We start from the raw sequence: 23363 nt of genomic DNA on the forward strand, positions 1-23363 counted from the left end.
CATCCCCTCTCCCCACATGCCCAAGCCTAGAGCCCTTGAAACCGCCCGCACCGCGTCAGCCGGCATCCGGGCAGAGCCCCATCCTATGCGAGAGCACGGCGTGTCCCTCGTCTCTTGTCTCCAATACGGACGCGTTATGCTGCGGACCGCAATCGCGTCCGTTGGAGTGGCCCCGCGCTGCATTCGGCTTGAAAGCTGCCGTGCACGTCACCACCTCATTAGGTGTTCCTGGCACATGAGAGGATTGTCATGACCACAACCACCACCTTCGACAGCGGTGCGGAGCACGCCGGCCGGAAACGGTCCTGCGGCCTGCGCCCGGGCTGGTCTCCACTTACCATCGGCCTGATGGTGCTCGGCTTCATCTTCGCCTGGCCGCTCGGCCTTGCCATGCTGGCCTACATTCTTTGGGGCGACCGCCTGCGGGGATCTTTCAGCGAGATGCGCGAACAGATGCGTACATCGCCCATGGGTCGCGGCCTCGCCGGCGGATTACGGGGCGAAACCGGAAACAGCGCCTTCGACTCCTATCGTGACCGCGAGTTGCGCCGCCTGGAGGAGGAACGCCGCCGGATCGATGCCATGCGCGCCGATTTCGACGATTTCATTCAGGAGCTGCGCCGCAAGAAGGATCAGGAGGAGTTCGACCGCTTCATGGCCGAACGCGGACACGCACGTCCGCCTTATCCCGACGCCTGACACACACAGGCAACCTGCGAAACGAAAAAAGCCGCGGATCGCTCCGCGGCTTTTTCGTATCCGGTTCTCAAGAACCGGAGATATCAGTTCGGACGCGAAGGGTCCTGCTGCGCAGCCTGCTCCGCGTTCTGGCGATAGAGAGCCGCGAAGTCGATCGGGTCGAGCATGAGCGGCGGGAAGCCACCGTTGCGCGACGCCTCGGCGAGAATGTTGCGCGCGAAGGGGAAAAGCATCCGCGGGCACTCGATGAGCACGAAGGGATGCAGGTGCTCCTGCGGCACGCCCACGACACGGAACACTCCGGCATAGACCAGCTCGATCGCGAAGACGGTCATGGTTGGCGTCTTGGCGTTCGCCGTGAGGGTCAGGACAACCTCGAACTGGTCGTCGCTCATCGGCTGCGCGCCAACATTGACGTTGATGTCGAGCTTGGGCTGCTCGCTGGGCTGCAGCGACTGCGGCGCGTTGGGATTCTCGAAGGACAGGTCCTTGATGTACTGGGCGATGATGCTCATCCCCGGCGCGCCACCGGCCTGGTTCACCTGGCCTTCGGCCGCGTCATTGGTATCGCTCATGCTGGTTTCCTGTCCTGACGGTGCAATGTCCTGCAAATTCCCCGCCGCGCGCCCGGGCGGAGCGCTGCGGCAACTCGTGAGGCTGGCTAGCACGGGCCAGACTGGCAAGACAAGGTCTGATTGACGTCCGGGCGCACGAACGGCACAACCGGGCTGCCGGTTGCGAAGCGCCGCGGGCCGGCGACTTTCCTTCCCCTTGCGGAGACGCCTTTCATGTCAGAGACGACCATTGCCGAAAGCGGATCCGCGCACCGGCGCCTCAAGCTCGACACGCTCGTGCGGTTGCGCTGGATGGCGGTCGCCGGCCAGACGGCGGCATTGCTTGTCGTCCAGTTCGTCCTCGCCTACCCGTTCGCCTTCGGCGCATGCATCGCCCTTGTCGCCGCCTCGGCCTGGCTGAACATCCTGCTCAAGATCCGCTCGCCCCAGACACGGCGTCTCTCGGAACGCATGGCGACGGTACAGCTTGCCTATGACCTGGCGCAGATGGGCGGCCTGCTTCTGCTGACCGGCGGCCTCGGCAATCCCTTCGCCTTCCTGCTTCTGGCCCCCGTCATGGTGTCGGCCACCGGACTTTCCGCGCGCAAGACACTCTACCTCGGCCTGTTTGCCGGGGCGATCGCCACGCTTCTGGCCTATGTCCACCTGCCACTCCCATGGCCGGAGGGGCAGACGTTCGCGCTGCCGCGCCTCTATGCCCTCGGAGTCTGGACCGCGCTGATCTGCTCCCTCGGGTTCATGGGCGTCTATGCTTTCCGGGTGGCGGAAGAAGCACGCCAGCTTTCAGACGCCCTTACCGCGACCGAGCTGGTTCTTGCCCGCGAGCAGCATATTCACGCGCTCGACGGACTGGCGGCGGCAGCCGCCCACGAACTCGGTACACCGCTTGCCACCGTTTATCTGACGGCCAAGGAGCTCGCCAACGACCTGCGCGGACGCGGCGATGTTCCAACGGCCGAACCCGAGACCCTGCGCGAGGACATCGAGCTGATCCTGTCCCAGGCCGAACGCTGCCGCGAGATCCTCTCGAAACTGTCTTCTCTCTCCGACGATCGCGACCGGCATTTCCGGGGAGAGCCGCTCTCCCATCTCCTCGATCAGGTGGTCGAGCCCTGCCGGGCGTTCGGCGTGGACATTGTCATCGACAGTCGCGGCGAGGGCGCGGAGCCGACCGGACTGCACAATCCGGCGATCCACTACGGCCTCGGCAACATCCTAGAAAACGCCATAGACTTCGCAAGCTCCAGGGTCACCATCACGGCCCGGTGGACCCGCACGCATCTCACCATAGAGGTGGCGGACGATGGCCGTGGTTTTGCCGCTGACGTCATCACCAGGCTCGGCGAGCCCTATGTGACGCGTCGTGCCTCGCGCGACGGTCGCGAGACACGGGACGAGCGCCCGGGCCAGGGCGCGCGAGGCGGCGGGCTCGGTCTCGGCTTCTTCATTGCCAAAACGCTCCTGGAGCGCACGGGCGCGACACTTCGCCTGCGCAACAGGACACCGCCCGCCCACGGCGCCGTGGTAAGCGTCTCGTGGACCAGGGGCGGGGCCGGCGAACCCGCGACATGGCCAGGCGAGGGCGGCGTGTTTCCTGATCGGAGCGCTCAGGGGAACAGTGAACGACCGGCTGCGGATTTGCCTGAACGAAAATCCCCCATATAACGAAGGCGACACAGAGCGACAGGTGCGGACGACAGGAATGACAGACGAAGTTGACAGTGAGACGGGCGCCACGCGCAACCTGCTGATCGTCGATGACGACCGGCCGTTCCAGCAGCGCCTCGCGCGAGCCATGGAAAAGCGGGGTTTCATCACCGAGACCGCCGACAGCGTGCGTGAAGCCCTCGACAAGCTGCGCATCGTCGCGCCCGAGTTCGCGGTGGTGGACATGCGCCTGGAGGACGGCAGCGGCCTCGACGTGGTCGAAGCGATCCGCAGCCGTCGTCCGGAAGCCCGTGTCGTCGTGCTCACGGGATACGGCAACATCGCAACGGCGGTGACAGCGGTGAAACTCGGCGCGGTCGATTATCTCGCGAAGCCAGCGGACGCGGACGACGTGCTTGCCGCACTGACAAGTTCGGACGAGGAGAAAGCAAGCCCGCCGGAAAACCCGATGTCCGCCGACCGGGTGCGTTGGGAGCATATCCAGCGGATCTACGAACTTTGCGACCGCAATGTTTCCGAGACAGCCCGCAGGCTCAACATGCACCGGCGCACGCTCCAGCGCATCCTGGCCAAGCGCGCGCCCCGCTAGGGTGTGGTCCCATGAACGGGGCATGTCCGGCGTGAAAACGGCAAGGAAAAGCGCGCCGTGCGGACCGTCCGCCCGGCCAGGGGCTTCGACGCCCCGGATTGAAACCGTTTTCACGTCCCTTCGGGATTTGCCCGCCAGGGCCGCACAACAGCGTTGCCAGTCTTAAAAAAACCGGACCCGTCTCGTTTAGGGGGACACTCCCTGGGGGCCGGCAACGGCGTGGCCGTAGAAACGCACCCTCACGCCAGCAAGGCCGATCACGATTCCCAGCGCGGTCGCAAGGTCCATCCCGGCCTTGCGCGCACGCCAGGGGGCGCAAGGCGACCAAAAAAGGTGGTTGAGCGCATACCCGAGCTTCGCGCCCGCCTTGCGAAGGCAAACACCAGTTCTACGGACAAGCGATGCATGTTCCTGACGAGCCCATAGCCCGAAATAGACGCCGTCACGCAACCCCCTGCGTAGAATAAAGCGCAGAGTCAACCGCTCGGCCGGAAGCATGTCGATCACCCGGGCCGTCCTGGCAAACCGCATTCTGGCGCCACCGCGGGCGAGCCGGTTCAGAAACTCGTGATCCTCGCCACCCGTCACGGCGTAGGCCGGCGAAAACCACTCCGCTTCGTTGTCCGGCAGCACAGCCACTCGCAGAAGCAGGTTGGCGGTGGTCGCGATATCCATGTCCACGACAAAGAACCCGCCGGACACGATCCAGTCCGGCGGGTCGCCCAGATATCGCGGTTCGACAAACCCCGTCTGGATATCCGCGCCAAAGCGCTCCGCCTCCTCGACATGGCACCGAAGCCAGTCGCGATCAGCGATCTCGTCATCATCGATGCAGGCGACGAAGCGTGCGCCGCTGGAGCGCGCGAGGAACAGGGAGCGATTGCGCACCGCCGTGAGGCCCGGCTCGACCACCCGCTCGTAGACGAGGTCAAGCCTGTCGCGAAACTCCTCCACCACGGCTCCGGCCGGGTCGCGGCCATTGTCCACGACAATGACCTGAAAGCCGGTACCCGCACTCTGGCACAAAAGAGAGGTCAGGGTGTCACGCAACGATCCGTGCCGATCACAGGTGCAGATCGCGACACAGACGAGCGCACGCAAACCCGTCCCGTCCGATGCCTGCAATTCCGGGGAGGTCACCAGGGTGTCCGCGCTCATCGCCTCCCTTCCCCGCCTTCCCGCATCGACGCGTCTCCCGCACAATCCTGCCTTGCGACCATGTCACCGTCATGGCTCTCGCCGTCGCGACCGGAAGCCGTTCCGGTTCGGTTAGCGCCCCTGCTCCATCCCGGCAAGCCCCGGGTCATGCAGCAGGTGCAAGCGATTGGCCGCAGCCTGCGCGAAGCGCAAGGTCACGGCCTTGCGCGTGGCCGCGGTCAACCGGTGTTCGGGGGCATCGCGCAAAATCTCGGCGAAATAGCCGTCCGAAAGGATCAGCCCGGCCTCGACAGGGAAAATATCGGCCGGAACATCGGGATGGGTTGCGAAAAACAACCGGTCGCAATGGACCCTGTAATCGGGCCATTTTCCGTCGGCACGCAGGTCCGCAACCGAGGATTTCACCTCCACGATCCAGATCTCACCCTTCGCGGACATGCCGACCAGATCCGCCCGGCGCCCGGACGCCAGGGGCAGCTCCCCAAGACATGAAAACCCTGCCTGACGAAGCATCCGTGCCGCCCCGCGCCACACCCGCATTGCCGTTTCCGACTGCCGGCCATCACTCAGCGGATCATCAAGTCTCACCCTGTTGTCGGTCATGAGGCCACAAGTTCGTTATTTGTTCCGGCAGCACACTAAACCTGCGCTTGCGGTCTGCGCAACAACCCACCTGCAAAAAAAGGGCCGCACCGTTTGCACGGCACGACCCCTGGCGGTTTTCCTCAAGAGACACGGAGGCGTCTCGGCCCCGCTCTCAACGCCCCTCGAGGAACCCCATGATGCGACGCACGTCGCGCAGCACCGGGGCGGCGATTTCCGAGGCCCGCCCCGCACCCTCGCGCAAAATGCCGTCGATATGGGTCTCGTCGGCGAGAAGCCGGTTCATTTCGTCCGTCATCGGCGCCAGCTTGTCGACCGCGAGATCCGCCAGCGCCGGCTTGAACACGGAGAAGGGCTGCCCGCCGTATTCCGAAAGCACCTCTTCCTTCGTTCGGCCCGAAAGCGCGGCATAGATGCCCACCAGGTTGAGCGCCTCGGGACGTTCGGAGAGCCCGTCCAGCTCACTCGAAAGCGGCTCGGGGTCGGTCTTGGCCTTGCGGATCTTCTTGGCGATCTCATCCGCGGAATCCCGCAGGTTGATACGCGACAGGTCCGAGGCATCCGACTTCGACATCTTCTTGGTGCCGTCACGCAGCGACATGATGCGGGTCGCGGGACCGGCGATCATGGGCTCGGTGAGCGGGAAGAACAGCTCGTCGGGCAGTTCCGGGCTCGGCGTCGGGTTGGGCACACCAAGTCCGAGTTCCTTGATCCGGTCGGCGAAGTCGTTGTTGAACTTCTGCGCGATGTCGCGGGTGAGCTCCAGATGCTGCTTCTGGTCGTCGCCAACCGGCACATGGGTCGCGCGGTAGGCCAGGATGTCGGCCGCCATCAGCGTCGGGTAGGCAAACAGGCCCACCGAGGCATTCTCGCGGTTCTTGCCGGCCTTCTCCTTGAACTGCGTCATGCGGCTGAGCCAGCCCATGCGTGCGATGCAGTTGAAGATCCAGGCAAGCTCCGCATGTTCGCGGACCTGGCTCTGGTTGAAGATGATCGCTTTCCCGGGATCGATACCCGCCGCGAGATAGGCGGCGGTCACCTCACGTGTGTTCGCCGTCAGGACGGCGGGGTCGTGCTTCACCGTAATCGCGTGCAGGTCGACGACGCAGTAGATCGTCGGCATCTCGTCCTGCAGCGGCACGAACCGAGAGATAGCCCCGAGATAGTTGCCGAGATGCAGGTTGCCGGTGGGCTGGACGCCCGAGAACACGCGCGGCTGGAACTGGCTCAACGTTCCATCTCCCGAATTTGACCATGAATGGCGGGCGGTTCACTCTGCCCGTGGCGGACTTATGGACAAGCAGCCCCTGCAACGCAAGGAAGAAGGCTGAAACAACAAGGGGCGAGTGCGTCGAAATGCCCCCTCAGGCATATTCCCAATTCACTCGCCCTTGCTCCCTGGTCTATAAACTGGAATGAAACTAATTTGCGGATGACTGAAACTTCCCCCGGAGCCGACGGTTGGCCCGGTGAGAAGGCCAATGTCCCGGAGGCCCCGATGGATTACGAAAGCTTCTTTCGAAGCAAGATCGATGGACTGCACAAGGAAGGCCGCTACCGGGTTTTCGCCGATCTCGAGCGTCAGGCGGGACAGTTTCCGCGCGCCACGCGCCACACGAGCGAAGGCACCCAGGACGTCACCGTCTGGTGTTCGAACGATTATCTGGGCATGGGACAGCATCCGGTCGTAACCGGCGCGATGCATGAGGCGATCGAGCGATGCGGCGCCGGCGCGGGCGGAACACGCAACATTTCAGGCACCAATCACTACCACGTTCTGCTTGAGAACGAGCTTGCGGACCTGCACGACAAGGAAGCCGCCCTTCTCTTTACGTCCGGCTACGTCTCGAACTGGGCGGCGCTCGGTACCATTGCCGGGATGCTGCCTGGATGCGTCGTGCTGTCCGACGCGCTGAATCACGCGTCGATGATCGAGGGCATCCGCCACTCCCGTGCCGAGAAGCGCATCTGGAAGCACAACGACATCGAGGATCTGGAACGCCAACTCGCCGAAATCGAGCCGGGGCGGCCCAAGCTCATCGCGTTCGAATCCGTCTATTCGATGGATGGCGACATCGCTCCGATCAAGGAAATCTGCGATATCGCCGACAAGTACGGCGCGATGACCTATCTCGACGAGGTTCATGCGGTCGGCCTCTATGGCCCGCGCGGCGGCGGTGTCGCCGAGCGCGAAGGGCTGATGGACCGGCTTACCGTGATCGAGGGCACGCTGGGCAAGGCGTTCGGTGTGATGGGCGGCTACATCGCCGCCTCCGAGGCGCTTTGCGACTTCGTGCGCTCCTATGCCTCGGGCTTCATCTTCACGACCTCGCTGCCGCCCACTCTCGCCGCCGGCGCACAGGCCTCCATCGCCTTCCTCAAGTCGGACGGGGGCGAGCAGTTGCGCCAGCGTCAGCGCGACCGCGTCGAGGAGGTGCGGCGCAGCCTCGACCGTGTCGGCATCCCGCATCTGGAGAATCCGAGCCACATCGTTCCGGTGATGGTGAAGGATCCGGTTAAGTGCAAGATGATCTCGGACATCCTGCTCGACACCTTCGGCATCTACATTCAGCCGATCAACTATCCAACCGTGCCCAAGGGCCTGGAACGCCTGCGCATCACACCTTCGCCGCTGCACACGGACGGTGACATCGATCATCTGGTGCGGTCGCTGGAGTCGCTGTGGAGCCAGTGCGCGCTTGCCCGCGCGGTAGCCTGAACCCTTTCCAGGGCTGGATTCAGTCTCAAAGGCGCGCCGGACTGGGTCCGGCGCGCCTTTTGCTGTCGGGGGCATTCCCCTCAGCGACCGATCCCGGGCATGTGGGCACACGACGGCCAAGTCTCACGGAAGGCATCATAGACGAGAAGCGGCCCCCGGATCTTCCCGGCCCGGTCGGGATGCCGGCGCACATGCTCCAGAACCGCCGCGCGCAGACCGTTGGCATCGATATCCTCCGGAATGCAATTGGCGCGGCCAAGCAGGAAGGCGTCGAGCGCGCCCTGCAGGTAGCCGAGGCAGAAGGTAAGCGCGATAGCATTGCGCTCCGGTTCCACGCTGCAGACCGCCTCGATTTGCGCGCCGGTCTGCCAGCCCTTCCCGCTCACTTCACCGTCCACCTCGGACAAGGCGGGACCAGTTGCAAGAAGCCCCAGGGCCAGAACCGCGCAACCAACGTTCAGAAGAGAACGCACGGCGCGCGCACGCCCACCCGAAAGACCATCGCGTATCCAAGCCTGCCGCATCCCCGCATCCTCGCCTTGCACGTCGTGGCGCTGCGCGAAGCTTCGCCCGAGTCGGCAGGCTCAACAAGGCGTTGGCCGGGCTCGCCGGGGTCCTCAGACCCAGCGGAAGACCGCGAAGGCGTAAAGAACCGCGACACCCAACGGCGCCCACAGGAAGGGGCCGGCAAGCCCCAGCGCGCCAAGCACCGGCGGACCGACAAACCCGAGCCATGCCAGGAAGATGAACGCGCTGCCGAGCAGCGAGATGAACAATCGGTCGCCGCGCGTCGTGTCGAGCCCGAGAACCCCGTGGCGGGGTCCGCCACCGGGTTGCCTGTATTCCCAGACCGACATGACCACGAAGCAGCCCGCGATGAAGAGAAAGAAGGCGGCTGTTGGTCCGGTCCACGCCATCCAGCTCAGGCCCATGGCAGAACTCCCTTGTCTTGTGTGCTCACACGCGACCGAGCGCGAAGCCCTTGGCGATGTAGTTGCGCACGAAATAGATGACGAAGGCGCCGGGAATGATTGTCAGCGTCCCGGCCGCCGCCAGCAGTCCGAGTTCGTAACCGGACGTGCTGGCCGTTCGCGTCATGACCGCCGCGATGGGTTTGGCATCCACGGAGGTCAGCGTCTTGGCGAGCAGCAATTCCACCCAGGAGAACATGAAGCAGAAAAAGGCGGCAACGCCGATGCCGGCGGCAATCGTCGGCACGAAGATCTTCACGAAGAAGGACCAGAACGAATGGCCGTCCACATAGGCGGTCTCGTCCAGTTCCTTGGGCACACCGGACATGAAGCCCTCCAGGATCCATACGGCGAGCGGAATGTTGAACAGCGTGTGCGCCAGCGCCACGGCAATCGGCGTATCGAACAGGCCGACGGCGGAATAGAGCTGGAAGAAGGGCAGAGCGAAGACCGCGGGCGGCGCCATGCGGTTGGTCAGCAGCCAGAAGAACAGGTGCTTGTCGCCCAGGAAACGGTAGCGCGAGAAGGCATAGGCCGCCGGCAGGGCGACCAGCACCGAGATAACCGTGTTAATCGCCACATAGGTGAGCGAATTCACATAGCCCATGTACCACGTCGGATCCGTGAAGATCTTGACGTAGTTCTCCACCGTGAACTCGTTCGGGAACAGGGTGAAGGTGCCCAGGATCTCGTTGGTCGTCTTGAACGACATGTTCACGAGCCAGTAGATCGGCAGAAGCAGGAACAGGATGTAGAGGGCCGGAACGAAACGGCTGGCACGGGTCATGACAAGACCTTTCGTCACTGCTGCTCGCTGCGCATCATCAGGGTGTAGAACACCCAGCTCAGCGCAAGGATGATGAGGAAGTAGATCAGCGACATGGCTGCCGCCGGCCCGAGGTCGAACTGGCCCAGCGCGATCTTGACGAGATCGATGGACAGAAGCGTCGTGGAGTTGCCGGGACCGCCGCCGGTGAGCACCGAAAGTTCGGTGTAGATCATGAAGCTGTCCATGAAGCGCAGCAACACGGCGATGGTGAGCACCCGTTTCATCTTCGGAAGCTGGATGTAGCGGAAGATGGCGACCGGGCTCGCACCATCGATCTTGGCCGCCTGGTAGTAGGCGTCGGGGATCGACACCAGTCCGGCATAGGACAGGAGGACCACGAGCGACGTCCAGTGCCACACGTCCATCAGGATCAGGGTGAACCAGGCATCTCCCGGCTGGCGGGTGAAATTGTAGTCGATGCCGATGGCATTGAGCGTGCGCCCAAGCAGGCCGATGTCGGGCAGCGCGAAGATGTTCCACATTGCCCCCACGACGTTCCAGGGGATGAGCAGCGGCAGTGCCATCAACACGAGGCAGACCGGCACCCAGGGCCCCTTGCGCGGCATGGTCAGCGCGATGGCGATGCCCAGCGGAATCTCGATCAGGAGGATCGTGAAGGTGAAGGCGAGCTGGCGGAAAAGCGCGTCATGAAAGCGCTCCGAGGTGAGCACCTGCTCGAACCACATCACGCCGGCCCAGAAGAAGACGTTGTCTCCGAATGTCTCCTGAACGGAATAGTTGACCACCGTCATCAGCGGGATGATGGCATTGAAGGCGACGAGCGCCACGACGGGAAGGACAAAGAGCCAGGCGCGGTTGTCGAAGGTCTTGTTCATGGGTCTCTCCCCGCCTCAGCCGGTGATCCAGCCGTCGCGATAGACGGCCGTGTGCTCGGGGTCGAAGGACAGCCAGGCTCCTTCGCCCGGGATTTCGACGCCCTCGGCGACGAGCAGCTTGACGCCGAGCCCCTCGACATCCGCCTCGACCACGTTGTAGCGCCCGGCATCCGAAACCTTGACGATGCGGGCCGGCAGGCGCCCCTCGCCTTCCCCGTCCGCAAGCGACACGAATTCCGGGCGGACGCCGACTTCCAGGCGTCCTCCCGCCTCCGGGGCTCCGGAGGAGCCCAGATCGAGTGCCCTGCCCGCCACATGCACCCGTCCCGAAGACACCTCGCACGGCAGGACGTTCATGCCCGGAGAACCGATGAAGTGGCCAACGAAGGTGTGGTTCGGACGCTCGAAGAGATCCACCGGCGTTCCGATCTGCACCACCTGGCCCTGGTTCATCACCACAACCTTGTCTGCAAAGGTGAGGGCCTCCGTCTGGTCGTGGGTGACGTAGATCATCGTCGTGCGCACCCGCTGGTGAAGCTCCTTGAGCTTTGAGCGAAGCTGCCACTTGAGGTGCGGATCGATGACGGTCAGCGGTTCGTCGAACATGATCGCGTTTACATCGGAACGCACGAGACCGCGCCCGAGCGAGATCTTCTGCTTGCCGTCCGCGGTCAGCCCCGACGCGCGCCGGTCGAGCATGTGCGTGAGATCGATCATGCCGGCGATCTCGCGCACGCGGGCATCGACCTCACGTTCGGCAACACCGCGATTGCGCAGCGGAAAGGCGAGATTGTCGTAGACCGACATCGTGTCGTAGACGACGGGGAACTGGAACACCTGCGCGATGTGCCGGCGGTCCGGCGGCAGCGCGGTGACATCCTCACCATCAAAGAGCACCCGGCCTGCGGTCGGGCGCAGAAGACCCGAGATGATCGACAGGAGCGTGGTCTTGCCACAGCCCGAGGGACCGAGCAGCGCATAGGCCCCGCCGCCCTCCCATTCCAGGTCGAGCCGCTTCAGCGCCCAGTCATCGTCCGTCTGCGGATCGGGTCGGTAGGCGTGTCCGAGACCCTCGAGAAGGATTCTTGCCATGATCGTTTCCTCGGCTCAGGTCGCGATGCGCGTGCCGTCGGGAGCGAAGACAAGCGCCCTGGACACGTCGGCATAAAGGCGCTGGCGCGTGCCGACCTCGAAGGGGTGAATACCGTGCGACTGGCTGACCCAGGTCTCGCCGTGCAGGGTGAAATGAATGATGCTTTCGGAGCCCGACAGTTCGGTCACCAGAACATCCCCCTCCACCGCGACCGGCGTCGTGCCGGCGGGAACCGGCGACACGTGGTGCGGCCGCAGTCCGAGGACGTAGTCGCCATCCGCAAGGCCCGCGAAGCCTCCCGAGGCATCGAAGGTCTCGCCTCCCGGAAGCCTCACGTGTCCGCCCTCCTTGCGGGCGGCAACAACGTTGATCGGCGGATCGGAGAAAACCTGCGCGCTGGTGAGATCCGTGGGCGCGCGGTAGGTGTCGCCCGTGGGCCCGAACTGCGTGACGCGCCCCTCGAAGAGACAGGCGGTGTGTCCGCCGAAGAGCAGCGCCTCCACCGGCTCGGTCGTCGCATAGACCACGATGCAGTCCCGGTCGGCGAAGAGGCGGGGAAGCTCGTCCCGCAACTCCTCGCGCAGCTTGAAGTCCAGGTTGGCCAGCGGCTCGTCGAGGAGCACGAGGTCCGCATCCTTGACCAGCGCGCGCGCCATCGCGGTACGCTGCTGCTGACCGCCGGACAGTTCCGCCGGCCTGCGGTCGAGCATGGCCGACAGCTTGAGAAGCTCGGCCATGGTTCCGACCCGGCGCTTGATCTCCGCCTCGTCCATCCGCGCCACCCGCAGCGGCGAGGCAATGTTCTCGTAGACGCTCATGTTGGGGTAGTTGATAAACTGCTGGTAGACCATCGACACGTTGCGATGGCGCACCGAGACGCCGGTCACGTCCTGTCCCTGGAAATGCACCCGGCCGGAGGTCGGGCGCTCGAGCCCGGCCATCAGCTTCATCAGCGTGGTCTTTCCGGCAAGCGTGGTGCCAAGCAGGATGTTGAAGCTGCCGGGCTCGCAGACCAGATCCGTCGGGTGGATATGGGTCTCGGCGCCGACGCGCAAGGCGACCTGCCTCAGTTCTAGCGACATGTGACGCTGCCCTGTCTCGTGGGTTCGTGGTGGCACAGGCGGCGTCTCATCCGGAGCATGATACCCGGACTACGGTGGCGCCGCCGCGCACGGCACGGCCGGGGCGCGAAGCCCCGGGCCGGCCTTGTCACGCGGGAGGGATCAGTTCTCCGCCCAGCGCTGAACGAGATCGTCGTAGTTGATCGTCTCGCCCTGAGGCTTCTCGTTGTCGAGCTTGGCCTTGGCACCGCCTTTGCCCAGCCACTCGGACGGGTCCTTGGGCTCGTTCAGGCGCGGGCCGCACCCGCCGTAGGTGTTGTTGGCCTCGTCGGCACGCTGCATGCGGGCCATGATGGTGTCCATCTCGCTGGCGAGACGGTCCATGGCCTCCTGCGGCGTGAAGGTGCCGGAGTTCACGTCACCGATCTGCTGCCACCAGAGCTGCGCCAGCTTGGGGTAGTCAGGCACGTTGATGCCCGTCGGCGACCAGCGCACCCGGTCGGGCGAGCGGTAGAACTCGACCACGCCACCGAGCTTCGGCGCACGCTCGGTGAAGCTCTCGTGACGCACGGAACTGTCGCGGATGAAGGTGAGGCCGACATGGCTCTTCTTCACGTCGACGGTCTTGGAGGTCACGAACTGGGCGTAGAGCCATGCGGCCTTGGCCCGGTCGGTCGGAGTGGACTTGAGGATCGTCCAGGATCCCACGTCCTGGTAGCCGACCTTCTGACCTTCCTCCCAGTAGGGGCCATGCGGGCTCGGTGCGGCGCGCCACAGCGGCGTCCCTTCCTCGTCGACCGTGTTGTTGCCTTCCGAACGCGGCTTGACCATGTCGGCCAGGAACGCGGTGTACCAGAAGATCTGCTGGGCGACATTGCCCTGGCTGAGCGCCGGGAGCGACTGGTAGAAGTCGTAGTCGGCAGCACCCGGAGGCGCATACTTGCGCAGCCACTCATCCCACTTGCGGATGGCGTAGACGGCGGCCGGGCCGTTCGTCGCGCCGCCACGGGACACGGACGCGCCCGACGGGTTGCACGACCCCTCTTCCATGCGGATGCCCCATTCGTCGATGGGACGGCCGTTCGGTTCGCCCGGCGATCCGGCGCCGGCCATGGACAGCCACGCATCGGTCATGCGCCAGCCAAGATCGGGCGCGCGCTTGCCGTAGTCCATGTGACCATAGACGCGCACGCCGTCGACCTCCTTCACGTCCTCGGTGAAGAACTCAGCGATGTCCTCGTAGGCCGACCAGTTGACCGGAACGCCCAGGTCGTAGCCGTACTTCTCCTTGAACTGCGCCTTGAGGTCCTCCCGGTCGAACCAGTCCTTGCGGAACCAGTAGAGGTTCGCGAACTGCTGGTCGGGAAGCTGATAGAGATCTCCGTCCGGGCCCGTGGTGAAGGAACTGCCCATGAAGTCGGCGAGATCCAGCGTCGGCGACGTCACGTCCTTCGCCTCGCCCTCCATCCACTTGCTCAGGTTGACCGCCTGCTGAAGGCGCGAGTGCGTTCCGATCAGGTCGGAATCGTTCACATAGGCGTCATAGAGGTTGCGGTTCGTCTGCATCTGCGTCTGCACCGCCTGGACGACCTCGCCCTCGCCCAGGATCTGGTGGTTGACCTTGATGCCCGTGATGTCCTCGAACGCCTTGGTGAGTGTGCGGGACTCGTACTCGTGGGTCGGAATGCCCTCCGACAGCACGTTGATTTCCATGCCCTGGAAGGGCTCCGCCGCCTTGATGAACCACTCCATCTCGGCGAGCTGCTCCTCCTTGGTAAGGGCAGACGGCTGGAATTCCTCGTCAATCCACTTCTTCGCCTCTTCCGTTCCGGCAAACGCCGAAGGGGAAGTGACAAGAAGCGCAACGACCGCTACGGCCGCTCGCATATCCTTGCGCATGAATATCTCCTCCCTGAAGTAAGCTCCCAAGCAAACTTGCCCTTTGACTATCAAACGAAAAAAAACGAACGTCAACTCGAAAACGAACTTGCCATTCCTTGCGCAAGATGGGCAAAATCCGAGCAGTTTCGCGCCTTCATCACCTCACGAGCTGATGACGCGCGCGAACTGGCAAAAATACGAAAGAAAACGAAATATCTCCAGGAGAGGCCGCGCAATGGATCCGGTTTCGCCCAGGCAGGCCGAGATACTCGACAGGGCACGCCGAACGGGACGCGTGGACGTGGACTCGCTCGCCGACGAGTTCAGCGTCACCCCGCAGACAATCCGCAAGGATCTGAACGACCTGTGCGAGCGCGGCATGCTGCAGCGCGTACACGGCGGCGCGGTCCTGCCCTCGGGCATCGCGAACTATGCCTATGACGCGAGACGCCAGATCGCCTCCGACGAGAAGCGCCTGATCGGCGACCGCACCGCGGCCCTGGTTCCGGACAACGCCTCGATCATGCTCAACATCGGCACCACCACCGAGCAGGTGGCGCGCGCATTGCGCCAGCATGACGGCATCATGGCGATCACCAACAACATCAACGTGGCCAACATCCTGCGCACCGCGCCGGCGGTGGAGGTCATCATCGCCGGCGGTCAGGTGCGCGCCTCCGACGGCGGCATCGTCGGCGAGGCGACGGTCGATTTCATCCGCCAGTTCAAGGTGGATTATGCGGTCATAGGCGCCTCGGCGATCGACACGGACGGCACGATCTTCGACTACGACTTCCGGGAGGTCCGGGTCTCCCGCGAGATCCTGTCCCATGCCCGGCAGGTGCTGCTCGTCGCCGACTCCATGAAGTTCCAGCGCAGTGCGCCCGTGCGCATCGCCCACATTTCCGAGATCGACATCTTCGTCACGGACAAGGCGCCGCCCCCGTCCGTGGTGGAGATCTGCCGCGAGCACGGCGTGCGCATCGAAATCGCCGGCCAGGACGAGGAGGACGCCCCGGCCGAAACGAACCTGAATGGAGACCTGGCGCAATGACGGCGCAAGACGAAGCCCCCCCCTTCGACATCCTCATCATCGGCGGCGGCATAAACGGCTGCGGCATCGCCCGCGACGCGGCCGGACGCGGTTATTCCGTGTGCCTTGCGGAAATGAACGATCTCGCCAGCGGCACCTCGTCCTGGTCGACCAAGCTCATCCATGGCGGATTGCGCTATCTCGAGTACTACGAGTTTCGTCTCGTGCGCGAAGCACTGAGCGAGCGCGAGCTCCTGTGGTCCATCGCTCCGCACATCATCCGCCCGCTGCGCTTCGTGTTGCCGCACCAGAAGGGGCTGCGGCCGCGCTGGATGCTGCGGCTCGGCCTGTTCCTCTACGATCATCTCGGCGGGCGCAAGCTGCTTCCGGCGACGAAGACGCTGGACCTCCGCCAGAACCCGGCCGGCACCCCGCTGAAGGAGGGCTTCTCGACCGCCTTCGAATATTCCGACTGCTGGGTGGACGACGCCCGTCTCGTCGCTCTCAACGCCCGGGATGCCGCCGACCGGGGCGCGATGATCCTCACCCGCACGCAGGTCACCGCAGCCGAGCGCAAGGACGGACTGTGGCATGTCGGCCTGACCGATACCGAAAGCGGCGAGGTCCGACATGTCCGCGCAAGAATGCTGGTCAACGCGGCCGGCCCATGGGTCGACAACGTGCTTCACACGGCCATGAAGCGCAACGACGTGCGCAACGTGCGCCTTGTTCAGGGCAGCCACATCGTCGTGCGCAAGCTCTTCGATCATGACCGCGCCTACATCTTCCAGAACGGCGACGGGCGTATCGTCTTCGCCATCCCCTACGAAGGCGACCATACGCTGATCGGCACCACCGACCGGGATTACACCGGCGATCCGGCGAAGGTTCGGGCCAGCGAGGACGAGATTGCCTATCTCATCTCCGCCGCTGGCGAGTACTTCAAGGCGTCGATCACCCGTGACGACGTGGTCTGGACCTACTCCGGCGTGCGTCCGCTCTTTGACGACGGCGCCTCAAAGGCTCAGGAGGCGACCCGCGATTACGTCCTGAAGCTCGACCAGGACACGGGCGAGGATCCCGCGCTGGTCAATATCTTCGGCGGCAAGATCACCACCTATCGCCGGCTGGCGCTTTCCGTGATGGAGCTCGTGGAGAAGGCCATCGGGACGAAAGGCGCTGCCTGGACAAGCAAGCCGGCGCTGCCTGGCGGCGATTTCCCGACAACCGGATTTGACGACCTCGTTGAGGACCTGGCCCGCGCCCATCCGGCGCTCGATCGCAAGCTGATCACCCGCATGGCTCATGCCTATGGAACACGGGCCCGGACCATTCTCGACGGCGTGAACGCACCTGAGGATCTCGGCGAGACGTTCGGCGCCGGACTGAGCGCACGCGAAGTCGCGTATCTGATGGACAACGAGTGGGCCCGCACCGCCGAGGACGTGCTGTGGCGGCGTTCCAAGCTCGGCCTTGCCGTCGATGAAGCCGGAGCGGCGCGACTGGTGCATTTCATGACCGAGCGGCTGGCAAAGGTCGCCTGAGACAGGCCGTCGCCTTGTATTCAAGACACGACAGAGGGCGCGTTCACGAGAACGCGCCCTCTGTTCATGTGAACACCGCGATGCCGAGGCCGGGCGGCTCAGCTCGCTTCGCGAATGTCGCTCAGGAAGCTTTCCACGCTCTTGCGCAGCCGCTCTTCCTCGTTTTGCAGGACCTCTGCGTCGGAGCGGATGCGCACCGCGACGTTCCCGGTCAGCTGGGCTGCCCTGGAAACGCCGGCGATGTTGCGTGACACGTCCTGTGTTCCGCTCGTCGCCTCCTGCACGTTCATGGCAATCTCGTTGGTCGCGGCGCCCTGCTGCTCGACGCTGGCGGCAATATCGCCGGAGATCTTGTTGATCTCCTCGATGGTCCGCGAGATCTCGCGGATCGCCTCCACGGCGCCGTCGGTCTCGCCCTGGACCTGCTGGATCTGCGCGACGATCTCCTCGGTGGCCCTGGAGGTCTGTGTCGCGAGTTCCTTCACTTCCGCCGCCACGACCGCGAAGCCCTTGCCCGCCTCGCCGGCGCGGGCGGCCTCGATGGTCGCATTGAGCGCCAGCAGATTGGTCTGCTCGGCAATGTCGTTGATCAGCTTGACGACCTGACCGATCCGGCTGGCCGCGCTCGACAGGCCCTCGATCCTGGCATTGGTCTGCTGTGCCTGCGCCACCGCGCTTTCGGCAATGTCGGCCGAAGAGCGCACCTGGCGCGAGATTTCGGACACCGAGGCGGAGAGTTCCTCGGCCGCCGCCGCCACCGTCCCGACATTGGAGGACGCTTCCTCGGAAGCCGCAGCCACCGCCGTGCTCTGGTGGCTGGTGTCTTCGGCCGCACCCGTCAGTTCTCCCGCCGCCGTGTTGAGGTTCACGACAGAATGAGAGACCGACTGGAGAAGCTGCGCCACGGAGGCGTCGAAGTCCGCGGTTAGCTTGGCCACCGCCTCGGCGCGCGCAAGGCGACGGCGCTGCTCCTTTTCCTGTTCCGCCGACAGTTCCTCGGCACGCGCAGCCTGATCCCGGAAGACCTCGAGGGCCTTGCCGATGCGCCCGATCTCGTCAGCGCGACGGGCCGTATCGATCTCGACCGAATAGTCCCCATCGATGAGCGACTGGATGTGCCCGAGCGTGTGCTCGACGGGCCTGCGGATGACGCGCTGACCAACGATGTAAAGCGCGGCGGAGACCATGACGAGCAGGACCAGGCCGACACCCACGATCCAGGCCACGATGGTGTTCGAGGCAACCATGAGGCTCGACATGGGAACGGTGACGAGCACGGACCAGGTCTGCCCCGTTTCACCGATCCGGACCGGAATGATGATCCGCTGCACGTCCTCTTCCAGAGCCGGGGACCAGCCCGTGTAGTCAACCTCCCGCCCCTCGCGAACGGCCTCCATGGCCGAGGCAAGCCCGGTTTCGCGCGTCGCGTCAAAGGCCTCTGCGAAAGGTTTGCCGATCAGGTCCGTATCGGGATGGGCCACCCATGTACCCTGCTGGGACACGAGAGAAACCTCGCCGGTCCCAAGCGGGCGAATGGTGGCGAGCTGCTCGGAAAAGCCGGTGGCGAAGACATCGATACCGGCCACGCCCAGGATCTTGCCACCGTTCATGATGGGGGCGGACATGGAGACGCCGATCGCGGTCGTGTCGCCGACAGGCCACGTATAGGGCTCCGTCGCGAACATCTTTCCCGATCGGTAGGTACGAGAGAACCACTCCTTGTCGGCGGCATCGCTTACATTACCGGACGCGTCGGTGACCTCTCCCGTGGGACGTTCGCCGAAACTGCCGTCAGGATTACGGAACACATAGGGGCGCCACTGGCCGGTGGCGTCGTGCATGTTGTCTGCATTGGCAAAATCGGCGTTGCGCCCGTCAAGGTCATCCGTGACGACAACACCCCAGGCGCCCGAGAGATTCTTCTCGCCCTTCATCGTCTCGCGAATGATGGCGGTCCAGGCATTCCTGTCGACGTCTCCGGAGGCCTTGAGCGCTGTCATGCTCGCAGCCATGCTCTTGGTGATCGTCAGACCAGCCTCGAGCTGCCGCCGGATTGACTGCGCTTCGCGCTCGCCAACCGCCCTTGCCTCGCCGACCGCGATATCGCGTGCAACGCGCGATGATTGCCACGCGATAATGGCGATTCCGCAAAAGAGGGTTACAACCAGAACAATGCTGCTCGTGACGACGAGCTTCGCCGTGATACTTGCGTTCTTCAGCATGGGCACCACCAAGTCTGCACGGACGCCCAGCCGACTGCTCGCGCCCCTGTCAAAAGTGATAATCCAAAATTTGATACCGCTAGGTAAACAAAGCAATCGAATCTGAATCTTTACTCAGGAACGGCCTCCCGACATGTAATTATCCAATTTTATCAATACAAAAACACGAAGGCCGGCGAATGTTCCGCCGGCCTTCGCATCTCGTCCCGTCTCGCGACGTCACATCTTGTCGGTAACAACCGTCGTCGTCGCGCCCTCGGGACGACGGGTGATGACCGGATCCGAACCGCCGCTCAGCAGCGTCTCGACCGTGCGCTCGTAGTCGGCCATGTCGAGCGTCCCGTCGCTGCCCTCGGTGAGCTTGTTGATCTCGCGAACCATCCGCTTCTGGTGCTTTTCGGTCTGGGCACCCGTCGCGTCGTTCTCCAGAACGATCTCGGCGGCCTCGTCCGGATTCTCGCGAGCGTATTCCCACCCCTTCATCGAAGCGCGCACGAAGCGGGCCATCTTGTCGACGAACGCGGGATCGGACAGGTTCTCCTCGAGAACGTAAAGGCCGTCCTCAAGCGTCGCGACGCCCTGGTCCTCATACTTGAAAACGATCAGTTCGCTTTCCGGAATGCCGGCGTCGATCACCTGCCAGTACTCGTTGTAGGTCATGGTGGAGATGCAGTCTGCCTGCTTCTGCAGCAGGGGATCGACGTTGAAGCCCTGCTTGAGGACCGTCACCCCCTTCTCGCCGCCTTCCGTCGGGATCTCCAGCTTGCTCATCCAGGCCAGGAAGGGATATTCGTTACCGAAGAACCAGACACCCAGCGTGCGACCGGGAAAATCGTCCGGCGAGGTCACGCCCGTCTCCTTCAGGCAGGTCAGCATCATGCCCGACTTCTTGAACGGCTGGGCGATGTTGACAAGCGGCACGCCACGCTCGCGGCTGGCGAGCGCGGAGGGCATCCAGTCGACGATGACATCGGCGCCACCTCCGGCGATCACCTGCGGCGGCGCGATGTCCGGGCCGCCGGGCTTGATCGTGACGTCGAGGTCTTCCTCATCGTAGAAGCCCTTGTCCTTCGCCACGTAGTAACCGGCGAACTGACCCTGGGTGACCCACTTGAGCTGAAGGGTCACCTCGTCGGCAGCGTGTGCTCCGCCAAGGCCGAACGCGAGCGCCACAGCGGCGCCAAGCACTGTCTTTCTCATCACAAGCTCCCTCTGGTGTCGGCCCCGCCGCCCGTTATCCCCGGACTGACGGATGCCAGAACGTGACGGCCCGTTCGACGAGCGCCACCAATCCATAGAACAGCGATCCGGCCAGGGCTGCGACGGCAATCGACGCCCAGACCATGTCGACGTTCATGCGTCCCATCTCCGATGAGATGCGAAAGCCCATGCCGACGATCGGCGTTCCGAAGAATTCCGCAACGATGGCGCCGATCAGCGCCAGCGTCGAGTTGATCTTCAAGGCATTGAAAACGAAGGGCATGGCAAGCGGCAGGCGCATCTTGACGAGCGTCTGGGCATGGCTTGCCGCATAGGTGTGCATGAGGTCGCGCTCGATCCGGCCCGCGGCCGCCAGTCCCGCCACCGTATTCACCAGCATCGGGAAGAAGGTCATGACCACCACGACGGCGGCCTTCGAAGGCCAGTCGAAGCCGAACCACATGACCATGATCGGCGCGATGCCGATGATCGGCAGGGCGGACACGAGATTGCCGACCGGAAGAAGGCCACGGCGCAGGAAGTCGACCCTGTCCGCAAGGAGCGCCACCAGAAAGCCCGAACCGCAGCCGATGGCATAGCCGATCAGCACGCCCTTCAGGAAGGTCTGGCGGAAATCGGCCCAGAGCTGCGGCAGGGACGCCATGCCCCTCGCCCAGATGTCGGACGGCGGCGGCAGAAGCACCTTGGGCACGGCGAAGCCTGTCACGAGAAGCTGCCACAGGATCAGCAGCCAGACACCGAATGCCAGCGGGACCGCGAGGTCGAGCGCGCGCCGCGCCACCTCGCCGCGCGGCGACAGGGCCGCCATTTCCTCCACCTGCAACCACGCGATGGCCCACGCCATGACGACAAGAAGCCAGAACCCCGGACCCGCGTCGCCCGGATGGTCCGAAATCACCCGGACAAGCATCTGCGCAAGCCCGAGCGAGGCCGCCGCCAGAACCAGCGCCGCATATTGGCCGAAGCCCTGGCGCGAGAAGCGGTGCAGCGCCAGGATCGCCAGAGCGGAAAACGCAAGACCGGCCAGCATCGGCTGAGACAGGAGCCCTGCACTGCCCGCGTCCCCCGACAGCAGGGGCAGCAGCCAGACGACGAGGCCGCACAGCAGTCCGAGCCAGGCAAGGGCGGAGGGCACGGGCGAAAACCGCCGCATCCCAAGCTGCACGCGCGCGCTCATCGTGCCATCCCCATGCGTTTCAGGACAAGCTTCTCGGCCCACCCGATCGCGGCGACGAGCAGGGCGGCCAGTGTCGCGGCGACGATCAGCGCCGACCAGATCTGCACGGTCTGGCCGTAGTAGCTGCCTGTCAGCAGGCGCGCGCCGAGCCCCTCGACCGCGCCCGTCGGCAGTTCGCCGACGATTGCACCCACGAGGCTCGCGGCCACGCCCACCTTCATCGAGGCGAAGAGATAGGGCATGGCCGAGGGCAGGCGGAGCTTCCAAAGGGTCTCGACGGCTGAGGCCGAATAGGTCTTCATCAGGTCCAGCTCGATCCTCTCGGGCGAGCGCAGTCCCTTCACCATGCCGACAGTGACCGGGAAGAAGGAGAGGTAGGTGGAGATCAGCGCCTTGGGCAGCAGGCCCGAGATGCCGATCGCGTTGAGCACCACGATGATCATCGGAGCGATGGCGAGGATGGGGATCGTCTGCGAGGCGATCACCCAGGGCATCAGCGACTTGTCGAGCACCCGGCTGTGGATCACGCCGACAGCAAGGAGAATGCCGAGCAGTGTACCGAAAACGAAGCCGAGCAGGGTCGAGGAGAGCGTCACCTGCGCGTGATAGACGAGGCTGCGCTTGGACGTGATCTTCTTTTCGACCGTGGTGTTCCAGATCTCCACGGCCACCTGATGCGGCGCCGGCATCACGGGCCGCTCCTGCGCCAGCGTGTCGGCAACGAGTTGCGCCACGGAGACGTTCTCCTGGCCGCCGCGCTTGTACATGTCACGCTGGAACGGCGTGTTGAGCAGCACCGCCGCGAGATACCAGACCGCAATGATCGTCGCGACGACAACGATCACCGGACCGGTCGTGCCGCGCATGAGGCCGGCAAAGGGCGAACGAACCGGCGCCGTGAGGGCTGTATCGCTCATGCCGCCTCCTCCCTGCGCCCGAGGCCACTGTTGAGCGCCTCGATGATCAGTCTTGCCTCTGCATCGTCAATCGACGTGCCGAAGGTCACGGTCTTGTGGCCGTAGTCGAATGCGACGCCTCCATTCGCGCCAAGGGGGTTTTCGAAGGCCCTTGGGCTGAATACCTGCTGCTCAGTCTGATGCCTGCGCACACGGGCTACATGCGCGGGATTGTAGTGCCATGATCGTGACAGGATCGGAATGGAAACGGTCTTGGTTATGCCTGCGCGGCTGACGACAAGCATTTCCCGACCGGCAAACATCCAAAACAAGGTCGCAGCGGCATAGAGCCAGCCAAGCGCCCAGGCTCCCAGCCAGACAAGGAGAAATAGAGAGGCCTTACCATCCGCTCCTCCGGAGACAAGCGCTCCTGCGGCGGCAAAACCGCCCATGGTCCAGCCGCAAAGCCAGAACAGAAGAAAGGCCATGAGGAAAGTGCGCCGTTTGGCCCGAACAGTGATGCTCGTCCCCTCGGGAACCCGGTCAACGCTCACTCTGGACGACGTCGGGACCTCAAACTGCATCACG

General features: G+C 64.2%; 22 protein-coding genes. 6 read left to right on the plus strand and 16 right to left on the minus strand.

The window, feature by feature from the left end; genetic code table 11:
- The first annotated feature begins 348 nt into the window (after positions 1-348).
- A complete protein-coding gene (locus ACYX4S_RS17085; RefSeq protein WP_422070264.1) occupies positions 349-699 on the plus strand; it encodes a DUF2852 domain-containing protein in 351 nt (116 codons plus the stop codon).
- Positions 700-782: 83 nt separating this feature from the next.
- On the opposite strand, the gene secB is transcribed toward ACYX4S_RS17085, so the two are convergent.
- The gene (gene secB / locus ACYX4S_RS17090; protein WP_293717667.1) at positions 783-1274 is read right to left on the minus strand and encodes a protein-export chaperone SecB; all 492 of its coding nucleotides are present in this window, start codon (positions 1272-1274) and stop codon (positions 783-785) included.
- A 213-nt stretch (positions 1275-1487) separates the two neighbouring features.
- Here secB and ACYX4S_RS17095 point away from each other — a divergent pair, with 213 nt between their 5' ends.
- A complete protein-coding gene (locus tag ACYX4S_RS17095; RefSeq protein ID WP_293717665.1) occupies positions 1488-2939 on the plus strand; it encodes an ActS/PrrB/RegB family redox-sensitive histidine kinase in 1452 nt (483 codons plus the stop codon).
- A gap of 37 nt (positions 2940-2976) precedes the next feature.
- A complete protein-coding gene (locus tag ACYX4S_RS17100; RefSeq protein ID WP_476361065.1) occupies positions 2977-3531 on the plus strand; it encodes an ActR/PrrA/RegA family redox response regulator transcription factor in 555 nt (184 codons plus the stop codon).
- Positions 3532-3717: 186 nt separating this feature from the next.
- Here ACYX4S_RS17100 and ACYX4S_RS17105 read toward each other — a convergent pair whose 3' ends face one another.
- The 3 genes from ACYX4S_RS17105 to trpS all read right to left on the minus strand — a co-directional run bounded on the left by ACYX4S_RS17105 (position 3718) and on the right by trpS (position 6523).
- On the minus strand, positions 3718-4689 hold the full coding sequence (locus ACYX4S_RS17105) for a glycosyltransferase family 2 protein (protein ID WP_476361066.1): 972 nt from the start codon (positions 4687-4689) through the stop codon (positions 3718-3720).
- A 111-nt stretch (positions 4690-4800) separates the two neighbouring features.
- On the minus strand, positions 4801-5292 hold the full coding sequence (locus ACYX4S_RS17110) for an MmcB family DNA repair protein (protein ID WP_476361067.1): 492 nt from the start codon (positions 5290-5292) through the stop codon (positions 4801-4803).
- Positions 5293-5446: 154 nt separating this feature from the next.
- Positions 5447-6523 carry a tryptophan--tRNA ligase gene (gene trpS / locus ACYX4S_RS17115; protein WP_476361068.1) on the minus strand — a complete coding sequence of 359 codons (1077 nt, stop codon included), beginning with the start codon at positions 6521-6523 and terminating at the stop codon, positions 5447-5449.
- 267 nt (positions 6524-6790) lie between these two features.
- On the opposite strand from trpS, the gene hemA reads away from it, so the two are divergent.
- Positions 6791-8011, plus strand: coding sequence for a 5-aminolevulinate synthase (gene hemA, locus ACYX4S_RS17120; protein WP_476361069.1), 1221 nt, complete (start codon positions 6791-6793; stop codon positions 8009-8011).
- Between the two features lie 80 nt (positions 8012-8091).
- Here the strand turns inward: hemA and ACYX4S_RS17125 are convergent, their stop codons facing one another.
- From ACYX4S_RS17125 to ACYX4S_RS17155, 7 genes are all read right to left on the minus strand, one after another.
- Positions 8092-8484, minus strand: coding sequence for a Rap1a/Tai family immunity protein (locus ACYX4S_RS17125; protein WP_476361070.1), 393 nt, complete (start codon positions 8482-8484; stop codon positions 8092-8094).
- Positions 8485-8628: 144 nt separating this feature from the next.
- Positions 8629-8943 carry a DUF2160 domain-containing protein gene (locus ACYX4S_RS17130; protein WP_476361071.1) on the minus strand — a complete coding sequence of 105 codons (315 nt, stop codon included), beginning with the start codon at positions 8941-8943 and terminating at the stop codon, positions 8629-8631.
- Between the two features lie 25 nt (positions 8944-8968).
- Positions 8969-9769, minus strand: coding sequence for a carbohydrate ABC transporter permease (locus tag ACYX4S_RS17135; RefSeq protein ID WP_293717649.1), 801 nt, complete (start codon positions 9767-9769; stop codon positions 8969-8971).
- A gap of 14 nt (positions 9770-9783) precedes the next feature.
- Positions 9784-10647 (minus strand): carbohydrate ABC transporter permease, encoded by an 864-nt coding sequence (locus ACYX4S_RS17140; protein ID WP_293717647.1) that lies wholly within the window; start codon positions 10645-10647, stop codon positions 9784-9786.
- Between the two features lie 15 nt (positions 10648-10662).
- Entirely contained in the window at positions 10663-11739 is a 1077-nt protein-coding gene (locus tag ACYX4S_RS17145; RefSeq protein ID WP_476361072.1) for an ABC transporter ATP-binding protein, read from the minus strand.
- Between the two features lie 15 nt (positions 11740-11754).
- Entirely contained in the window at positions 11755-12822 is a 1068-nt protein-coding gene (locus ACYX4S_RS17150) for an ABC transporter ATP-binding protein (RefSeq protein ID WP_476361073.1), read from the minus strand.
- Between the two features lie 141 nt (positions 12823-12963).
- Complete coding sequence (locus ACYX4S_RS17155) at positions 12964-14700, minus strand: ABC transporter substrate-binding protein (protein ID WP_476361074.1); 1737 nt, start codon at positions 14698-14700, stop codon at positions 12964-12966.
- A gap of 217 nt (positions 14701-14917) precedes the next feature.
- Here ACYX4S_RS17155 and ACYX4S_RS17160 point away from each other — a divergent pair, with 217 nt between their 5' ends.
- Together ACYX4S_RS17160 and glpD are read left to right on the plus strand one after the other, a co-directional pair.
- Positions 14918-15736 carry a DeoR/GlpR family DNA-binding transcription regulator gene (locus ACYX4S_RS17160; protein ID WP_476361075.1) on the plus strand — a complete coding sequence of 273 codons (819 nt, stop codon included), beginning with the start codon at positions 14918-14920 and terminating at the stop codon, positions 15734-15736.
- Complete coding sequence (gene glpD / locus ACYX4S_RS17165; protein WP_476361076.1) at positions 15733-17259, plus strand: glycerol-3-phosphate dehydrogenase; 1527 nt, start codon at positions 15733-15735, stop codon at positions 17257-17259. The genes ACYX4S_RS17160 and glpD overlap by 4 nt, the downstream gene beginning before the upstream one ends.
- Positions 17260-17357: 98 nt before the next feature.
- Here glpD and ACYX4S_RS17170 read toward each other — a convergent pair whose 3' ends face one another.
- The 5 genes from ACYX4S_RS17170 to ACYX4S_RS17190 form a co-directional block, all read right to left on the minus strand.
- Positions 17358-19481 carry a methyl-accepting chemotaxis protein gene (locus ACYX4S_RS17170; RefSeq protein ID WP_476361077.1) on the minus strand — a complete coding sequence of 708 codons (2124 nt, stop codon included), beginning with the start codon at positions 19479-19481 and terminating at the stop codon, positions 17358-17360.
- Positions 19482-19700: 219 nt separating this feature from the next.
- The gene (locus ACYX4S_RS17175) at positions 19701-20681 is read right to left on the minus strand and encodes an ABC transporter substrate-binding protein (protein ID WP_422070021.1); all 981 of its coding nucleotides are present in this window, start codon (positions 20679-20681) and stop codon (positions 19701-19703) included.
- A gap of 34 nt (positions 20682-20715) precedes the next feature.
- A complete protein-coding gene (locus tag ACYX4S_RS17180; RefSeq protein ID WP_476361078.1) occupies positions 20716-21879 on the minus strand; it encodes an ABC transporter permease in 1164 nt (387 codons plus the stop codon).
- Positions 21876-22796: an ABC transporter permease gene (locus ACYX4S_RS17185; protein WP_476361079.1), complete on the minus strand. Its 921-nt coding sequence runs from the start codon at positions 22794-22796 to the stop codon at positions 21876-21878. Before ACYX4S_RS17185 ends, ACYX4S_RS17180 begins: the two co-directional genes overlap by 4 nt.
- Entirely contained in the window at positions 22793-23359 is a 567-nt protein-coding gene (locus ACYX4S_RS17190; protein ID WP_476361080.1) for a hypothetical protein, read from the minus strand. The genes ACYX4S_RS17185 and ACYX4S_RS17190 overlap by 4 nt, the downstream gene beginning before the upstream one ends.
- Positions 23360-23363 lie beyond the last annotated feature (4 nt).

This window comes from Stappia sp. ABD4_338 (genome assembly GCF_056312175.1).